The following is a 14,893-nucleotide window of genomic DNA, read 5'->3' on the forward strand; positions in this document are numbered from 1 at the left end:
TACGTTGCAAGACATGCGGCGACGAAGCTTTCTGCGGGTGTCGGTTGCCGGTTCGGCCGCGGCGGCCTTCGGTGGGGCCTCCTGGCTGAACGCGTTCGCCGCGGCGGCCGATCCGGGAGACGGTCCGTACGGGCCGCTGTTGCCCGCCGACGGCAACGGGTTGCTGCTCCCGTCCGGGTTCACCAGCCGGATCGTCGCGCGCACCGGGACCACGGTCGGCGACTCGGGCTATCCGTGGCACCCAGCGCCGGACGGCGGCGCGTGCTTCGCCGCCGAGGGCGGCGGTTGGGTCTACGTGTCCAACAGCGAGGTGCCGCTGGTCGGTGGCGCGGGCGCGATCCGGTTCGACGCCGCCGGGGCCGTCGTGGACGCCTACCGGATCCTCGACGGCACCAACGTGAACTGCGCCGGCGGCGCGACCCCGTGGCAGACCTGGCTGTCCTGCGAGGAGGTCGACCGCGGCGAGGTGTTCGAGACCGACCCGTTCGGCGTCGCGGACCCGATCGTGCGGCCGGCCATGGGCGTGTTCAAGCACGAGGCGTGCGCGGTGGACGCCGACCGGCAGGTGATCTACCTCACCGAGGACGTGCCGGACGGCGGCTTCTACCGGTTCACGCCGACGACCTGGCCGGACCTGTCGGCCGGCGCGCTGGAGGTCATGCTCGGCGAGCCGGACCAGACCAGCGGCCAGGTCACCTGGGCGCCAGTGCCCGATCCCTCGGCGTCCCAGGAGGCCACCCGCTACCAGGTCGCCGGCACGCTGCCCTTCGACGGCGGCGAGGGCTGCTACTACGCGGCCGGCACGTGCTGGTTCACCACCAAGGGCGACAACCGGGTCTGGGCCTACGACGCGGCGGCCGGCACGCTCGGCCTCACCTACGACGACGACACCCCGCTGGCCGGCGTGGACAACGTGACCGGCGCGGCCAACGGTGACCTGTTCGTCGCCGAGGACGGCGGCAACCTGGAGATCTGCGTGATCACGCCCGATGCCGTGGTCGCGCCGTTCGTGCGGGTCGACGGCCATTCGCGGTCGGAGATCACCGGCCCGGCGTTCAGCCCGGACGGCACGCGGCTGTACTTCTCGTCCCAGCGCGGCTCGTCCGGGCTGCCGACCGGCGGCGTCACGTTCGAGGTCGCCGGGCCGTTCCGGAGCTGATCACTCCGGCGCGGTCGCCACCGCGTCCAGCACGGCGTCGATGACGCCGTCGATTCCCTCGGCCAGCGTCACGTCGTAGGCCGTGATGCCACTCTCGGAGTGCGTCGTACAGCGGAACGTGACCGTCCGCCAACGGATGTCGATGTCGGGGTGATGGTTGAGGTCCTCGGCGATCTCGGCCACGCGGTTCACAACCTGGATGGCCTGCGGAAAGTCGGCTAGCTCAACCGTCCGCTCGAAAGCGCCGTCGGCCAGCCGCCACTTCCGCAGGCGACCGAGCGCTTTCCCCTTGGCTTCGTCAGAGAGCAGTTCGGGCATGCCCCCATGGTGGCCCCTGTGCACCCGAAGCGCACCGGTAGGCTGGCTGTTCACCACGGGAGTCCGGTGTAGCGCCGGGCTGAGAGGAGGGCTCGCAGCCCTCGACCGTCGAACCTGATCCGGGTCATGCCGGCGCAGGGAGAGAGGACGAACATGTTACGCACAACCGTGCTCGCGCTCGTGTTGGTCACGTCGCTCACCGGCTGCACGCTGATGTCCGAGGACTCGGCGGAGGACGGCGAACGGCGGGTGGTGCTGGCCACGCACGACTCGTTCGCGATGAGCCAGGAGGTGCTCGACGCGTTCCGGGACAAGTCCGGCATCACCATCGACGTGCGCCGGCTGGGCGACGCCGGCGCGCTCACCAACCAGCTGGTGCTCACCAAGGACAACCCGGTCGCCGACCTGGCCTACGGCGTGGACACCACGTTCGCCTCGCGGGCGCTGACCGAGGACGTGTTCGCCGAGTACCGCAGCGCCGAGGCCGAGCACGGCCCGCAGCGCTACGCCATCGAGGACGGCGACCGGCTGACGGCCGTGGACGTCGGGGACGTGTGCGTCAACATCGACCCGGCCGCGTTGGCGGCCAAGGGCCTGGCCGAGCCCGCGAGCTACGCCGACCTCACCCGCCCCGAATACCACGGCATGTTGGTGGTCGAAGACCCGGCGACGTCCTCGCCGGGCCTCGCGTTCCTGCTCGGCACGATCGCCGCGCTCGGGGACGGCTGGCAGGAGTACTGGACGGCGCTGAAGGACCGCGGGGTGCTGGTGGTCAGCGGCTGGGAGGAGGCCTACACCCAGGAGTTCTCCGGCTCGGCCGGCAAGGGACCTCGGCCGCTCGTGGTGTCCTACGCGTCCTCGCCGGCGGCCGAGATCGACGAGGACGGCACGCCGCGCACGAAGGCCTTGCTGGACACGTGTTTCCGGCAGGTCGAGTACGCCGGGGTGCTGGCCGGGGCGGCGAACGCCGAGGACGCCAGGGCGGTGCTGGACTTCCTGCTGTCGCGGGAGTTCCAGGAGCAGGTGCCCGACCAGATGTACGTGTACCCGGCGCGATCCGACGTCGAGTTGCCGGCGGCCTGGCAGCACGCCGCCCCGCAGCCGACGACGGCCGGTGAGCTCGACCCGGCCGAGATCGCGAAGAACCGGGAGCGGTGGATCGACGAGTGGCGCGCGCTCGTTCAGGGCTGAGCCCCTGGCTGCCGGTCGCGGCGGCGGTGCCGCTGGGGTTCCTGGCGGTGTTCTTCGTGTGGCCGGTGGTGGCGATCCTGCGGCTGGGCTTCGCCGACGGCGAGGTGCTGTCGGTGCTCGCCTCGGCGCAGACCTGGCGGCTGGTCGGGTTCACCGTGGCGCAGGCGGCCGCGTCGACCGCGTTGGCGGTGCTCGCCGGCCTGCCGGTGGCCTACCTGTTGGCGCGGACGTCGTTGCCGGGGCTGGGACTTGTCCGGGTGGCGGTGCTGGTGCCGTTCGTGCTGCCGACCGTGGTGGTGGGGTTGGCGTTCCGGACGCTGTTGCCCGACGGCGGGGTGCTGGCGATCGTGCTGGCGAACGCGTTCTTCAACGTGGCGGTGGTCGCGCGCACGGTCGCCGGCCTGTGGTCGCATGTGGACAGACGGGCGGCGGACGCTGCCCGGTCGCTCGGCGCGTCGCCGGTGCGGGCGTTCGTCTCGGTGACCCTGCCCGCGATCGCGCCCGCCCTCGCCTCGGCCGCGGCGGTGGTGTTCCTGTTCTGTGCCACCAGTTTCGGCGTCGTGCTGATCCTCGGCGGGTCGCGTTACCGGACGCTGGAGACCGAGATCTACCTGCGCACGGTGGAGTTGCTCGACCTGTCGGGGGCCGCGGCGCTGTCGTTGGTGCAGTTGGCGGCGGTGGTGGCGGCGTTGACCGTCGGCGCGCTCGCCCGGCGGCGCGGGGAGTCGGCGCTGCGGTTGCGTGGGCGGGCGTCGGTGGCGCGGCGGCCGCGCGGGGCGTTGTCGGTGTCGGTGGTCGCGGTGGCGGTGGGCGTGGTGTGCCTGTTGCTGGTGCCGATCGTGGTGCTGGTCGCCAGGTCGTTCGCCGGCGGGTTCGCCGGGTACCGGGCGCTGGCGGGGTTCGGCTACCAGGGTTCGCTGCAGGTGTCCGGCCTGGACGCGGCGCTGAACTCGGTGCGGGCGGCCGCGGACGCGACCGTGCTCGCGGTGTTCCTCGGGGTGGTGGCGTGTGTGGTGTTGGTGTCGCTGTCCAGGGCGCGGGTGCCGCGCGGGGTGGTGGAGGGCATGGACACCGCGCTGATGCTGCCGTTGGGGGTGTCGGCGGTGACCGTCGGCTTCGGGTATCTGGTGACGCTGGACATGTTGCCTGGCGATCTGCGGACCTCGCCCGCGCTGGTGCCGCTGGCCCAGGCGCTGGTGGTGACGCCGCTGGTGATCCGGATGCTGTTGCCGGTGCTGCGCTCGATCGACCCTCGGCTGCGCCAGGCGGCGGCGTCGCTCGGCGCGTCGCCGGGGCGGGTGTGGCGGGAGGTCGACGTGCCGATGGCCGGGCGGGCGCTGCTGACCTCGGCCGGGTTCGGCTACGTGGTGGCGCTCGGCGAGTTCGGCGCGACGAGCTTTCTGGCCCGGCCGGACACCGCGACGTTGCCGGTGGCGATCGCGCGGCTGATCTCCCGGCCGGGTGAGCTGAACAACCAGATGGCCTACGCGGCGTGCACGTTGTTGATCGTGGTGACGGTGGCGGCGGTGGTGCTGGTCGAGTCGGCCGGCCGGTCGCGGGTCGGGGAGTTCTGATGTCCGCAGCGTTGGGCTCACGTGTCGGGAGCGTTGGACTCGCGGGTGGGCTGACGGGGGCGAGGAGGTCTGAATGGCGCTGACGGTGGCTGGTCTGACGGTGGTCTACGGGGCGTTGACCGCGGTGTCCGATGTGGACCTGCGGGTGGGTGACGGCGAGGTGCTGGCGTTGCTCGGGCCGTCGGGCTGTGGCAAGTCGACGCTGCTGCGGGCGGTGGCCGGGCTTGAGCCGGCAGGTGGGCGGGTGTGCTGGGACGGGGCCGATCTGGCCGGGGTGCCGGTGCACCGGCGGGGCTTCGGGCTGGTGTTCCAGGACGGTCAGCTGTTCCCGCATCGGGACGTGGCCGGCAACGTGGAGTTCGGCCTGCGGATGCGGAAGGTGGCCGACCGGGCGGAGCGCACGGCCGAGCTGCTGGCGATGGTCGGCCTCGCCGGCTACGAGCGGCGACCGGTGACCGAGCTGTCCGGCGGGGAGGCGCAGCGGGTGGCGCTGGCACGCGCGTTGGCGCCCCGGCCGAGGCTGCTGCTGCTCGACGAGCCGTTGTCGGCGTTGGACCGGGTGCTGCGTGAGCAGTTGGCGCTGGACCTGGCCAGGGTGCTGGCCACGACCGGCACCACGGCGCTGGTGGTGACCCATGACCATGACGAGGCGTTCACCCTGGCCGACCGGGTGGCGGTGATGCGGGCGGGCCGGATCACCCAGGTCGGTCCGCCGGCGCGGGTGTGGCGCCGGCCGGCGGACGAGGAGACGGCCCGGTTCCTCGGCTGCGGGCAGATCCTGGACGGCGTGGTGGCCGACGGGGTCGCCGAGTGCGCGCTGGGGTCGGTGGCGCTGCCGTGGGCACCGGCGGGCCGGGTCCGCCTCGGGCTGCGCCCGACCGCGCTGCGCCCGTCGACGACGGGGATCGCCGGGGAGGTCGTGCACCGGGTGCACCGCCGCGACCACACCCGGCTCCAGGTCCGGCTGACCGGTCAGCGGATCGTGGTCGACGCGGTCGCCGGCATGGCGGACGCGCCCGAGGTGGGCAGCACGATTCACCTGAGCCTGGCCCAGGACGGCATCGCGGTGCTAGCCGTCGCGGGTGGTGATCCTGGCCAGGGCGAGTGAGTAGCCGATGGCGATGTAGCACAGGGCGCGCAACAGGCTCTCGGTCATGCCGTCGGTGGGCATCGGGTCGCGCACGACGTCGGTCAGCGCGGTCCAGCCATCGGTGATCAGGAACGGGTGCAGCCAGTCGAGGGACGAGATCTCGCCGAGCACGCTGAACACGATGATGCCGCCGACCGACGCGGCCAGCACCACCAGCGGGTGATCGGTGCAGGTGGACACCGCCAGCGCGACCGCGGCCACGCCCCACACCTGGACGGTGACCAGCATGGCCATCAGCGCGATCCGCCCCAGCGACGGCAGGACCGGCAGTGTCGTGCCGGAGATGGTCAACATGCCGTCGCTGCCGAGCAGCACCACGCCGGCGACGACGCTGACCACCGTCAGCACCGCGACCGCGAGCAGGCACAACGTCGCGACCCCGAACGCCTTGACCGCCAGCAGCCGGGGTCGGCTGACCGGCGCCAGCAGGAGGTTGCGCAGCCCGCCGGTCGACGCCTCACCGGCGATCGCGTCCGCCGACCACATCGAGCCGATCAGCGGCAGCAGCATCGACAGCGCCAGCAGCAGCACCAGGACCGGCAGCACCAGGCCGTTGCCGGCGACCATCGACGCGATCCCCTCGATGGCCGCGTCGCCACCGCCGCGGGCCGACCCGGCCGCGATCGAGATGCTCACGCCGGCGATCACCGGCACCAGCGCGAGACCACCCAGGGTGATCACCGTGCGCGGCCGGCGCAGCATGAAGCGCAGCTCGGAGCGCAGCAGCCGGCCGAGCGGGGCCCGGACCCGGACCGGGGCCATCGTCGCGGCGGTCATCGGGACACCTCCTCGTCCAGTAGGTCGTCCACGTCGGACAGGCCGTGTTCGGTGGCCTCGGTCTCGGTCAGCCGGGTGAACAGGTCCTCCAGGCCGGTGCGCTGGCGGCGCACCTCGTGCACCGCGACGTCGGCCCGCACCAGGGTGGCCACGACATCGGGCGCGGTGGACGCGGTCAGGTCGGCGTAGACGCCGTCTGGCGTCGCGCGGGCCGGGATCCGGTTGTCCCGCAGGGCGTTCACCGCGACGGTGACGTCCGGGGTGGACACCACCAGACCGGTGCTGCCCGACTCCAGCAGCTCCCGCAGCCCGCCCTGGGCGACCACCGACCCCCGGTGCAACACCGCGACGTGCGTGCAGGTGGCCTCCACCTCGGCGAGCAGGTGGGAGGAGACCAGCACGGTGGTGCCGGCGGCGTGCAGGTCGGCGATCACCGCGCGGACCTCCCGGGTGCCGGCCGGGTCGAGGCCGTTGGTCGGCTCGTCGAGCACGATCATCCTGCGCGGCACGAGCAGGGCGGCTGCCAGGCCGAGGCGTTGCTTCATGCCAAGTGAGTAGCCGCGGTAGCGGCGCCCGGCAGCGGCAGCAAGGCCGACGCGTTCCAACGCCTCGTTGACCGCGCGGGGGATCTCCCCGGTGGCCAGTCGTGGCTCCGCGGCCGCGCAGCGGAGCAGGTTCTCCCTGCCGGACAGGAACGAGTGGAAACCGGGCCCCTCCACCAGGGCGCCGACCTCGGGCAGCGCCGCACTCGCGCCGTCTGGCAGCCGGTGGCCGAGCAGCTCGACCGTGCCCGCCGTCGGGGTCACCAGACCGAGCAGCATGCGGATTGTGGTGGTCTTGCCGGACCCGTTCGGCCCGAGCATGCCCAACACCGCCCCGACCGGCACATCCAGGTCGACCTGATTGACCGCGACCGTCTTGCCGTAGACCTTGCGCAAGTCCCGAGTCCGGGCGGCAAGGTGAGCCGGCAGTCCTGCCCGCCCCGCCTCCCCGGAATTCTGGGTGTTGGTCACGTCGGGGACAGATGGCGCCGGTTGATCGCGTGCTTGTGGCTGGGTTGCGTCACGTTCCCCTGAGGTGCGGTTGGGATGCACTTGGGCCTGCTTTCGATTGCCCCCGGAAAATGCCACACCGGCCCTGTCTTGGGGACGGGGCCGGTGTGGGGTGAGCTTACTTGTTCAGTTTGTTGGCGGCCTCGATCACGACCTGCTCGGGGACGGCGCCGATGGCGACCTTGCCGTCCTCGGTGATCAGGGCGGTGCCGACCTTGGCCTGGATGATGTAGCCAGTGCCGAAGTCGCCGCTGACCTCCTTGCCGAGGGTGCCGAGCAGCTCCAGCGGGTTCTGCCCGTCGGCGCCGAAGTCGGGACCTTCGCCGTCGCGGTCGCCCGGGACGGGCGCGGTCAGCAGGTCGGCGGGGATCGAACCGGTCAGCACCGTGTCCCAGCCCTCGCCGTAGGTCTGCACGTCCAGGCCGGCGAACACGTCCTCAGGGGACTTGCCGTCGAACTTCTCGAACTCCTCGGCCGGGTCGCGCTCGGTGACCGTCGCGCCCTCGGGCGGGGTGAACTGGAACAGCGCCGCGTCCTGCGGACCGTCGGTGAACTCGGTGAAGCCGACCTTCAGCGCCGGGTCGGCCTGGCCGTTGGCCAGCACCTCGATCTGCAGCGGCACCCTGGTCTCGGAGTCGACCGAGATGCGGATCTCGCGCAGCAGGGTCCGCTCGTCGGGCTGCGGGGTCAGCACCAGCTGGTAGACCGGCCGGTCGGCGACCCGCGCGGTGCCGTCCACGTCGACCGAGCTGTCGGCCCGCATGGCGTCGACCAGGTCGCGGGCGGCGGTGGCCGGGTCGGCGAACCGGTCCTCGAGCGACTTCTCCGCCTTCTCGCCGTCGGCGCCGTGGGGGACCTTCTGCACCGTGCGCTCGGTGGAGTCCCACACCCACATGGTCGTGCCGTCGTCGATCATCGTGGTCTCGCCGGACCCAGTGGACATCTGCACGCGGTGCTTGCCGGCGCCGTCGGTGTAGACGTTGATGGCGCCGTCGCCGCCGGCCTCCGACAGGCCGGGAATCGGCAGGCCGAGGTTGTTCTCCATGGAGACCGCCCCGGACAGCGCGGGCAGCTCGGTGGTCAGCACCGACTCGACCAACTCGTCGGCGCCGATCTGCGGCAGCGCGGGCGGCGCCTCCCCCGCACCCGCTGGCGAGGCCAGCAGCACCAGGCCGGCGACGCCGGCGACGGTGCCCACCGCCGCGAGCGACAACACGGTCTTCTTGGTTTCCATCTCGCACCCCTTGTTTCAGGTCTGTGTTCCCGTAATGACGAGAGTGCATCAAGGCTGCTGAGATGACGCTGAGAGTGACGGGTCGCTGACGGATTTGCTGAGAGTGTACTGAGACGAATCGGCCTCCGTAGGTGCGAGACGGCATGCTGACCCCATGAAGCCGCGGGTGCTGGTAGTGGACGACGAGCTCGGCGTGCGCCGGGCGCTGCAACGCGGCCTCGGCGCCGAGGGCATGGAGGTGGTGGTCGCCGCCGACGGGCCAAGCGCGCTGAACATCGCGCGGACCGGCGCGTTCGACGTGATCCTGCTGGACATCATGCTGCCCGGCCTGTCCGGCTACCGCGTCCTCCAGCAGCTGCGCGCCGAGGGCGTCGGCACCCCGGTGTTGCTGGTGTCGGCCAAGGACGGCGAGATCGACCAGGCCGACGGGCTAGATCTGGGCGCGGACGGCTACTTAGTCAAGCCGTTCTCCTTCGTCGTGCTGGTCGCGCAGGTGCGCGCGGTGCTGCGCCGCGGCGTCGGCGACGGGGCGGAACGGCGGCTGAAGGTTGGCGACCTGCTGGTCGACCGGGCGATGCGCGAGGTGCGCTGGGGCGAGGAGGTGGTCCCGCTCTCGCCCCGGGAGTTCGCGGTGCTCGAGGTGCTGGCCAGCCGGGCGGGCGCGGTGGTCACCAAGGACGAGCTGCTGCGGGCCGTGTGGGGCGACGAGCTGGCGGCGACCCGCAACGCGGTCGAGGTCTACGTCGGCTATCTGCGCCGCAAGTTGGACGCGGCGGGCGCGGGTGGGATCGTGCGTACCGTGCGTGGACATGGCTACGTCGCCTCCAGCAAGGAGCTGGACGCGGTGCTCGAACCCGGTCGCGGCCGTTGAGCGGTGGCATCGGGCGCGTCGTCGGCCTGCTGTGGCTGCGCCGGACGCTGCGGTTCCGGATCACCATGGTGGCCACGGCGGCCACGCTGGTGGTCCTGCTCGTGCTGGCCGTAGAGACCAGCAGGCTGATCGGGCCGCTGCTGGTCGGCTCGGCCGACGAGCAGCTGACGTCGATCCTGGACGCCGCGGTCACCGACGTGCGCGCCGGCACCCTACCGCCCGACGACGTACCCGGCGTGCGGGCCAGGGTGCTGGACACCGAGGGCGCGCCGATCGACGAGCTGCCCCGGCTGCCGCTGGACGACGCCGACATCCGCACCCTCAAAGCCGGCACCCCGATCCTGCGCCTGTCGGCGGACCCCCCGCTGCGCTGGCTCGGCACGGTGGCCACCGCACCGGACGGCACCCAGCGGCTGGTGGTCGTCGGCACCACGCTGACCGGCTACTTCGTCGCCCAGGACCGGGCGCTGACCTGGCTGATCATCGCGGCGCTGATCGGCTCGGCGACCACCGGCACGGCGACCTGGTTCGCGGTGCTGTCCTCCCTGCGCCCGGTGGAGCGGATGCGCACCGCGGCGACCAAGCTGCCGGCCGGACACCGGCTGCCGCTGCCCAGCGCCCACAACGAGCTGCGCTCGCTGGCCGCGGCGCTCAACGGCCTGCTGGCCAGGCGCGACGAGGCCGCCGCGCGGCTGCGCCGGTTCACCGGCGACGCGGCCCACGAGCTGCGCTCACCGGTGGCCTCGATCCGGGTGCAGGCCGAGGTCGCGGTGGCCAACCCGGACCCGGACTTCTCCCACGAGGTGCTCACCGACGTGGTGCACGAGTCGGTGCGGCTGTCCACGCTGGTCGAGGGCCTGCTGACGCTGGCACGCTCGGATGCCGGCGAGATCCCGGCCGCGGAGCCGGTCGACGTGTGCACCGCCGCGCGGGACGCGGTCACCAGGGTGGACAAGGCGGGCCTGCTCGTCGGCACGAGCACGCCGCCGGGACCGTGCTGGGTGCAGGCCGCGCCGGCCGAGGTCGACCTGGTGCTGGACAACCTGCTGCGCAACGCCGTGCGGCACGGCCGGGCGATGGTCACCGTCTCGGTGCTGCCCAGGTCGGGCTCGGTCTGGCTGATCGTGGACGATGACGGGCACGGCGTGGCGGCCGCGCACCGGGAGAAGGTGTTCGACCGCTTCTACCGGGTGCAGGACGACCGCTCCCGCGACTCCGGCGGCGCGGGCCTCGGCCTGGCGCTGGTGGCCGAGGTGGTCCGGCGAAGGGGTGGTTCGGTGCGGGTCGGCGAGTCACCGGAAGGCGGCGCCCGTTTCCAGGTCAGGTGGCGGGCGTTGCGCACATGACCGGGGCGGGTCCGACTGTTCGCCATGTGGCGCTGGTGGACGCGCCGCCGCGCGCGGTGTCGGCCACGCTGACCGAACGCGAACCGTTCGGCGGCACCGGCGTGTTGGCCCCCGGCGACGAGATCTCCTTGCTGTACGGCCGGTTCCGGGTGGCCGAGATCGGCGTGGGCGGCCTGCGTCTGGTGCCGACCGGCCGGGTCCGGCTCACGCTGACCGTGACCGTCGCGCCGACCGCCGACGGCGTGCTGGTCACCTGCGAGGCCAGGGCCACCAGGGCGTTCCCGCTGCGCCGCCGGCACGTCCTGTACCACCTTCAGTCCATTGTGGACATCATGCGTACCCGGGCGGTGGCCATGGCGGGCGGCCAGGTGATCGTCGGCGCCGCCATCGTCCGCGACCGGACCGTGCTGGCCCAACAACGCGCCTACCCGCCCGCCGTGGCCGGCCGGTGGGAGCTGCCCGGCGGCCGGGTCGAACCCGGAGAGTCCGATGTGGACGCCGTGGCCCGCGAGTGCGCGGAGGAGCTCGGCATCAAGATCCTGGTCGGTGAGACCGTCGGCCCGGACATCGCGCTGCCGGAACACCGCGTGCTCCGCGTCTACCAGGCCGAACTCGCCGACCACCACCAACTGCCCCACCCGCACGACCACCAGGCGCTGCGCTGGCTGACCCCCGGCCGGCTCGGCCAGGTCACCTGGCTGCCGGCCGACCGGGTGCTGCTCCCCACCCTGCGCCGCCTCCTGCGCTAGCGACCGCCCTGAATGCCCCATTCAGGGCGTTGAACGTCACCAATGCCCCATTCAGGGCATCGCAGCCGGCGCCGGAGCTAACCGCCGAGGCCGGCCAGGCGGAGCGCGGCCGCCAGGCGCTCGGCGCCGCGTTCGGCGGCCTGTTCGGCTCCCCGGCGCCGGATCCGGTCCAGCTCGGCCGGGTCGGCCAGCAGCTCGCGGACGCGCTCGCGCACCGGGCGCAGCTCCTCGATCACCACCTCCGCCACGGTGTTCTTCAGCTCGCCGTAGGAGGAGAAGCCCGCCGCCACCTCGCGGACCGGCTTGCCGGTGCAGGCCGCCACGATCTCCAGCAGGTTGGCCAGCCCCGGCTGCTCGGCCGGCCGGTAGGCCACCCGGTCGATGCTGTCGGTCACCGCGCGCTTCACCTTGCGGCGCAACAGCTCCGGCTCATCCATGACGAACAGCACGCCGGCCGCCTCGCTGGCCGACTTGGCCATCTTCCTGCTCGGGTCCGCCAGGTCCTTCACCCGCGCGCCGGCGGGCGGGGTGACCGCCTCGGGCACCACGAACGCCTCGCCGAAGGTCCCGTTGAACCGCCTGGCCAACGCCCGCGCCAACTCGACGTGCTGGGCCTGGTCGTCGCCGACCGGCACCTCGTCGGCACCCTGCAACAGGATGTCGGCGGCCATCAGCACCGGGTAGGTGAACAGCCCGACCCGCACCGGCGTCGCGGCCGGCTCCCGGTCGGCGCTCTTCTCCTTGAACTGCGTCATCCTGGCCGCCTCGCCGAACGAGCACGTGCACTCCAGCACCCAGGTCAGCGGGCCCAGCTGGGGTAACAGGTCGGACTGCACGAAGATCCGGTCCTGGTCGATCCCGGCGGCCACCAGCAGCGCGAGCAGGTCACGCGACCGGTGCCGCAGCCGCCGCGGGTCGTAGTAGGTGGTCATCGCGTGCAGATCGCTCACGAAGTACAGGTCACCCGGCCGCCCCTCGCGGGCCCACTGCCTGATGGCGCCGAGATAGTTGCCGAGGTGGACCGGCCCGGACGGGGTGATCGCGGAGAGGCGAGGCACTGCGGGGCTCCTTCTGGTCGTCGCCGCCCACCTCGGAGGCCCCAGGACACAACACAGGCCGCCCGCGGGCGGCCTGTTGGTCTCGAACGCGTGCGCGTCACAGCCGCCGGTCGACGGCCCACCATTCACGAATCGTGACAGCGCACATACCCAGCAGTCTATCCGGCTACGCGGCCTTCTTCGCCAGGTCGTGTCGCGCCTTGCGCAGCGCCAGCACCGGACACCGCTTGCAGCGCGACGAGGACCGGCAACACTTCTTCTTGACCTTGCCGGCCTTGATGAGTTTGCGCACAGTCGCCGCCGGGGTCTTGACGGGCTTGACCTGCTTGGACTTGCCGCCCACACCCGCTCCCGTCGCTTGCCGTTCACTTAGGTTAGCCTCGCCTTCTGCTTGGGCGCCAGCGACGGCGGCTATCCTGATACACGCCGCGACCGCCTTCTCCGCGCGCAACCAACGACGTCAAGCCATGAATCAGGAGCACGTGCGTGCCTGCCACCGATACCGGGGCGCCTGCGATCGCCAGGACCGACCTCCGAAACGTCGCGATCGTCGCGCACGTCGACCACGGGAAAACCACCCTGGTCGACGCCATGCTCCGCCAGTCCGGCGCCTTCTCCGCCCGAGCCGAGCCCGTCGACCGAGTGATGGACTCCGGCGAGCTCGAGCGGGAGAAGGGCATCACGATCCTGGCCAAGAACACCGCCGTGCACCGCGAGACCGCCGACGGGCCGCTCACCATCAACGTGATCGACACCCCGGGCCACGCGGACTTCGGCGGCGAGGTGGAGCGCGGGCTGTCCATGGTCGACGGCGTGCTGCTGCTGGTCGACGCCAGTGAGGGCCCGCTGCCCCAGACCAGGTTCGTGCTGCGCAAGACCCTCGCCGCCGGTCTGCCGGTGGTGCTCGTGGTCAACAAGGTCGACCGGCAGGACGCGCGGATCGCCGAGGTCGTCTCCGAGACCCACGACCTGCTGCTCGACCTGGCCACCGAGCTCGACCACCTGGACGCCAACATCCTCGACCTGCCGGTCGTCTACGCCTCGGCGCGCGCCGGCCGGGCCAGCCTGACCGCGCCCGCCGACGGCGGCCTGCCCGACAGCGACAACCTCGACCCGCTGTTCGACACCCTGCTGGCGCACGTCCCGCCGCCGGCCGGCGACCCGGACGCCCCGCTGCGCGCGCTGGTCACCAACCTGGACGCGTCCAGCTTCCTCGGGCGGATCGCCCTGTGCCGCATCCACGCCGGCACCATCCGCAAGGGCCAGACCGTGGCCTGGTGCCGGGCCGACGGCTCGATCACCAACGTGCGCATCACCGAGCTGCTGATCACCGAGGCCCTCGAGCGGATGCCCGCCCAGCAGGCCGAGGCCGGCGACATCGTGGCCATCGCGGGCATCCCGGAGATCACCATCGGCGACACGCTCGCCGACGCCGACAACCCCCAGCCGCTGCCGCGGATCACCGTCGACCAGCCGGCCATCTCGGTCACCGTGGGCGTGAACACCTCACCGCTGGCCGGCCGGGGCGGCGGCAACAAGCTGACCGCCCGCCTGCTCAAGAACCGGTTGGACGCCGAGCTGGTCGGCAACGTCTCGGTCAAGGTGCTGCCGACCGAGCGCCCGGACACCTGGGAGGTCCAGGGCCGAGGCGAGCTCGCGCTGGCGATCCTGGTCGAGACCATGCGCCGCGAGGGCTTCGAGCTGACCGTCGGCCGCCCGGAGGTCGTCACCCGCACGGTCGACGGCACCCTGTGCGAGCCGTTCGAACGGCTCACCGTGGACGCGCCGGAGGAGCACCTCGGCGCCATCACCCAGCTGCTCGCCGCGCGCAAGGGCCGCCTGGAACACATGGGCGGACACGGCACCGGCCGGATCAAGGTCGAGTACGTCGTCCCGTCCCGAGGGCTGATCGGCTTCCGCACCGACTTCCTCACCGAGACCAGGGGCACCGGCATCGCGAACGCGATCTTCGAGGGCTACTTCCCGTGGGCGGGCGCGATCCGCGGCCGGCACTCCGGCTCGCTGGTCGCCGACCGCACCGGCTCGGTCACCAGCTACGCCATGCTCCAGCTCGCCGACCGCGGCTCGTTCTTCGTCGAGCCGGGCGCGGAGGTCTACCAGGGCATGGTCGTCGGCGAGAACCCGAGGGCCGAGGACCTCGACGTGAACGTCACCAGGGAGAAGAAGCTCACCAACATCCGCTCCTCCACCGGCGACGAGCTCGAACGCCTCGCCCGGCCGCGCAAGCTGGTGCTCGAGGAGGCGCTGGAGTTCTGCGCGGGCGACGAGTGCGTCGAGGTCGCGCCGGATGTGGTGCGCATCCGCAAGGTCATCCTGGACAGCGTCCAGCGGGCCCGCGCGCGCTCCCGGGAGAAGTCCCGCGACTCCTGAGGAACCGTCGCCCGCCGCCACGC

The 14,893-nt window shown here is 72.4% G+C and carries 14 protein-coding genes and 1 riboswitch; of the genes, 8 read left to right on the plus strand and 6 right to left on the minus strand.

Going from position 1 to position 14,893, the window contains the following annotated elements; genetic code table 11:
- The first annotated feature begins 13 nt into the window (after positions 1 to 13).
- Positions 14 to 1,159, plus strand: coding sequence for an alkaline phosphatase PhoX (locus ACYVIP_RS28410; protein ID WP_460401742.1), 1,146 nt, complete (start codon positions 14 to 16; stop codon positions 1,157 to 1,159).
- Here the strand turns inward: ACYVIP_RS28410 and ACYVIP_RS28415 are convergent, their stop codons facing one another.
- Complete coding sequence (locus tag ACYVIP_RS28415; RefSeq protein ID WP_460401744.1) at positions 1,160 to 1,477, minus strand: 4a-hydroxytetrahydrobiopterin dehydratase; 318 nt, start codon at positions 1,475 to 1,477, stop codon at positions 1,160 to 1,162.
- Positions 1,478 to 1,522: 45 nt separating this feature from the next.
- Positions 1,523 to 1,636, plus strand: a riboswitch (TPP riboswitch).
- Here ACYVIP_RS28415 and ACYVIP_RS28420 point away from each other — a divergent pair.
- The 3 genes from ACYVIP_RS28420 to ACYVIP_RS28430 all read left to right on the plus strand — a co-directional run bounded on the left by ACYVIP_RS28420 (position 1,631) and on the right by ACYVIP_RS28430 (position 5,350).
- Positions 1,631 to 2,668 (plus strand): thiamine ABC transporter substrate-binding protein, encoded by a 1,038-nt coding sequence (locus tag ACYVIP_RS28420; protein ID WP_460401746.1) that lies wholly within the window; start codon positions 1,631 to 1,633, stop codon positions 2,666 to 2,668. (Overlaps the previous riboswitch by 6 nt.)
- A complete protein-coding gene (locus tag ACYVIP_RS28425) occupies positions 2,644 to 4,242 on the plus strand; it encodes an ABC transporter permease (protein ID WP_460401748.1) in 1,599 nt (532 codons plus the stop codon). The genes ACYVIP_RS28420 and ACYVIP_RS28425 overlap by 25 nt, the downstream gene beginning before the upstream one ends.
- A 73-nt stretch (positions 4,243 to 4,315) precedes the next feature.
- Positions 4,316 to 5,350 carry an ABC transporter ATP-binding protein gene (locus ACYVIP_RS28430; protein ID WP_460401750.1) on the plus strand — a complete coding sequence of 345 codons (1,035 nt, stop codon included), beginning with the start codon at positions 4,316 to 4,318 and terminating at the stop codon, positions 5,348 to 5,350.
- On the opposite strand, the gene ACYVIP_RS28435 is transcribed toward ACYVIP_RS28430, so the two are convergent.
- The 3 genes from ACYVIP_RS28435 to ACYVIP_RS28445 form a co-directional block, all read right to left on the minus strand.
- Positions 5,312 to 6,169, minus strand: a complete 858-nt coding sequence (locus tag ACYVIP_RS28435) for an ABC transporter permease subunit (RefSeq protein WP_460401752.1) — start codon at positions 6,167 to 6,169, stop codon at positions 5,312 to 5,314. The two genes, ACYVIP_RS28430 and ACYVIP_RS28435, sit on opposite strands and share 39 nt — an antisense overlap.
- Complete coding sequence (locus ACYVIP_RS28440) at positions 6,166 to 7,182, minus strand: ABC transporter ATP-binding protein (RefSeq protein WP_460401754.1); 1,017 nt, start codon at positions 7,180 to 7,182, stop codon at positions 6,166 to 6,168. The genes ACYVIP_RS28435 and ACYVIP_RS28440 overlap by 4 nt, the downstream gene beginning before the upstream one ends.
- Positions 7,183 to 7,339: 157 nt before the next feature.
- A complete protein-coding gene (locus ACYVIP_RS28445) occupies positions 7,340 to 8,455 on the minus strand; it encodes a LolA family protein (RefSeq protein WP_460401756.1) in 1,116 nt (371 codons plus the stop codon).
- Between the two features lie 154 nt (positions 8,456 to 8,609).
- Between ACYVIP_RS28445 and ACYVIP_RS28450 the strand changes: the two genes are divergently transcribed.
- From ACYVIP_RS28450 to ACYVIP_RS28460, 3 genes are read left to right on the plus strand one after another with little or no spacing between them, the layout of a single operon-like run.
- Positions 8,610 to 9,326 carry a response regulator transcription factor gene (locus tag ACYVIP_RS28450; protein WP_460401758.1) on the plus strand — a complete coding sequence of 239 codons (717 nt, stop codon included), beginning with the start codon at positions 8,610 to 8,612 and terminating at the stop codon, positions 9,324 to 9,326.
- Positions 9,323 to 10,672 (plus strand): sensor histidine kinase, encoded by a 1,350-nt coding sequence (locus tag ACYVIP_RS28455; protein WP_460401760.1) that lies wholly within the window; start codon positions 9,323 to 9,325, stop codon positions 10,670 to 10,672. Before ACYVIP_RS28450 ends, ACYVIP_RS28455 begins: the two co-directional genes overlap by 4 nt.
- 26 nt (positions 10,673 to 10,698) lie before the next feature.
- Positions 10,699 to 11,421 carry a (deoxy)nucleoside triphosphate pyrophosphohydrolase gene (locus tag ACYVIP_RS28460; protein WP_460401762.1) on the plus strand — a complete coding sequence of 241 codons (723 nt, stop codon included), beginning with the start codon at positions 10,699 to 10,701 and terminating at the stop codon, positions 11,419 to 11,421.
- A 77-nt stretch (positions 11,422 to 11,498) separates the two neighbouring features.
- Here ACYVIP_RS28460 and trpS read toward each other — a convergent pair whose 3' ends face one another.
- Positions 11,499 to 12,479 (minus strand): tryptophan--tRNA ligase, encoded by a 981-nt coding sequence (trpS, locus tag ACYVIP_RS28465; RefSeq protein WP_460401764.1) that lies wholly within the window; start codon positions 12,477 to 12,479, stop codon positions 11,499 to 11,501.
- A gap of 166 nt (positions 12,480 to 12,645) precedes the next feature.
- On the minus strand, positions 12,646 to 12,822 hold the full coding sequence (locus ACYVIP_RS28470) for a hypothetical protein (protein WP_460401766.1): 177 nt from the start codon (positions 12,820 to 12,822) through the stop codon (positions 12,646 to 12,648).
- 143 nt (positions 12,823 to 12,965) lie between these two features.
- Here ACYVIP_RS28470 and typA point away from each other — a divergent pair, with 143 nt between their 5' ends.
- On the plus strand, positions 12,966 to 14,870 hold the full coding sequence (gene typA, locus ACYVIP_RS28475; RefSeq protein ID WP_460401768.1) for a translational GTPase TypA: 1,905 nt from the start codon (positions 12,966 to 12,968) through the stop codon (positions 14,868 to 14,870).
- The last annotated feature ends 23 nt before the right edge of the window (positions 14,871 to 14,893 follow it).

The organism is Actinophytocola sediminis, assembly GCF_054779715.1.

What these genes read in the sequence shown, in the direction of transcription:
- ACYVIP_RS28435 (WP_460401752.1), bottom strand. Translation starts at nt 6,169, where the DNA reads ATGACCGCCGCGACGATGGCCCCGGTCCGGGTCCGGGCCCCGCTCGGC.
- ACYVIP_RS28450 (WP_460401758.1), top strand. Translation starts at nt 8,610, where the DNA reads ATGAAGCCGCGGGTGCTGGTAGTGGACGACGAGCTCGGCGTGCGCCGG.
- ACYVIP_RS28445 (WP_460401756.1), bottom strand. Translation starts at nt 8,455, where the DNA reads ATGGAAACCAAGAAGACCGTGTTGTCGCTCGCGGCGGTGGGCACCGTC.
- ACYVIP_RS28415 (WP_460401744.1), bottom strand. Translation starts at nt 1,477, where the DNA reads ATGCCCGAACTGCTCTCTGACGAAGCCAAGGGGAAAGCGCTCGGTCGC.
- ACYVIP_RS28410 (WP_460401742.1), top strand. Translation starts at nt 14, where the DNA reads ATGCGGCGACGAAGCTTTCTGCGGGTGTCGGTTGCCGGTTCGGCCGCG.
- ACYVIP_RS28420 (WP_460401746.1), top strand. Translation starts at nt 1,631, where the DNA reads ATGTTACGCACAACCGTGCTCGCGCTCGTGTTGGTCACGTCGCTCACC.
- ACYVIP_RS28430 (WP_460401750.1), top strand. Translation starts at nt 4,316, where the DNA reads ATGGCGCTGACGGTGGCTGGTCTGACGGTGGTCTACGGGGCGTTGACC.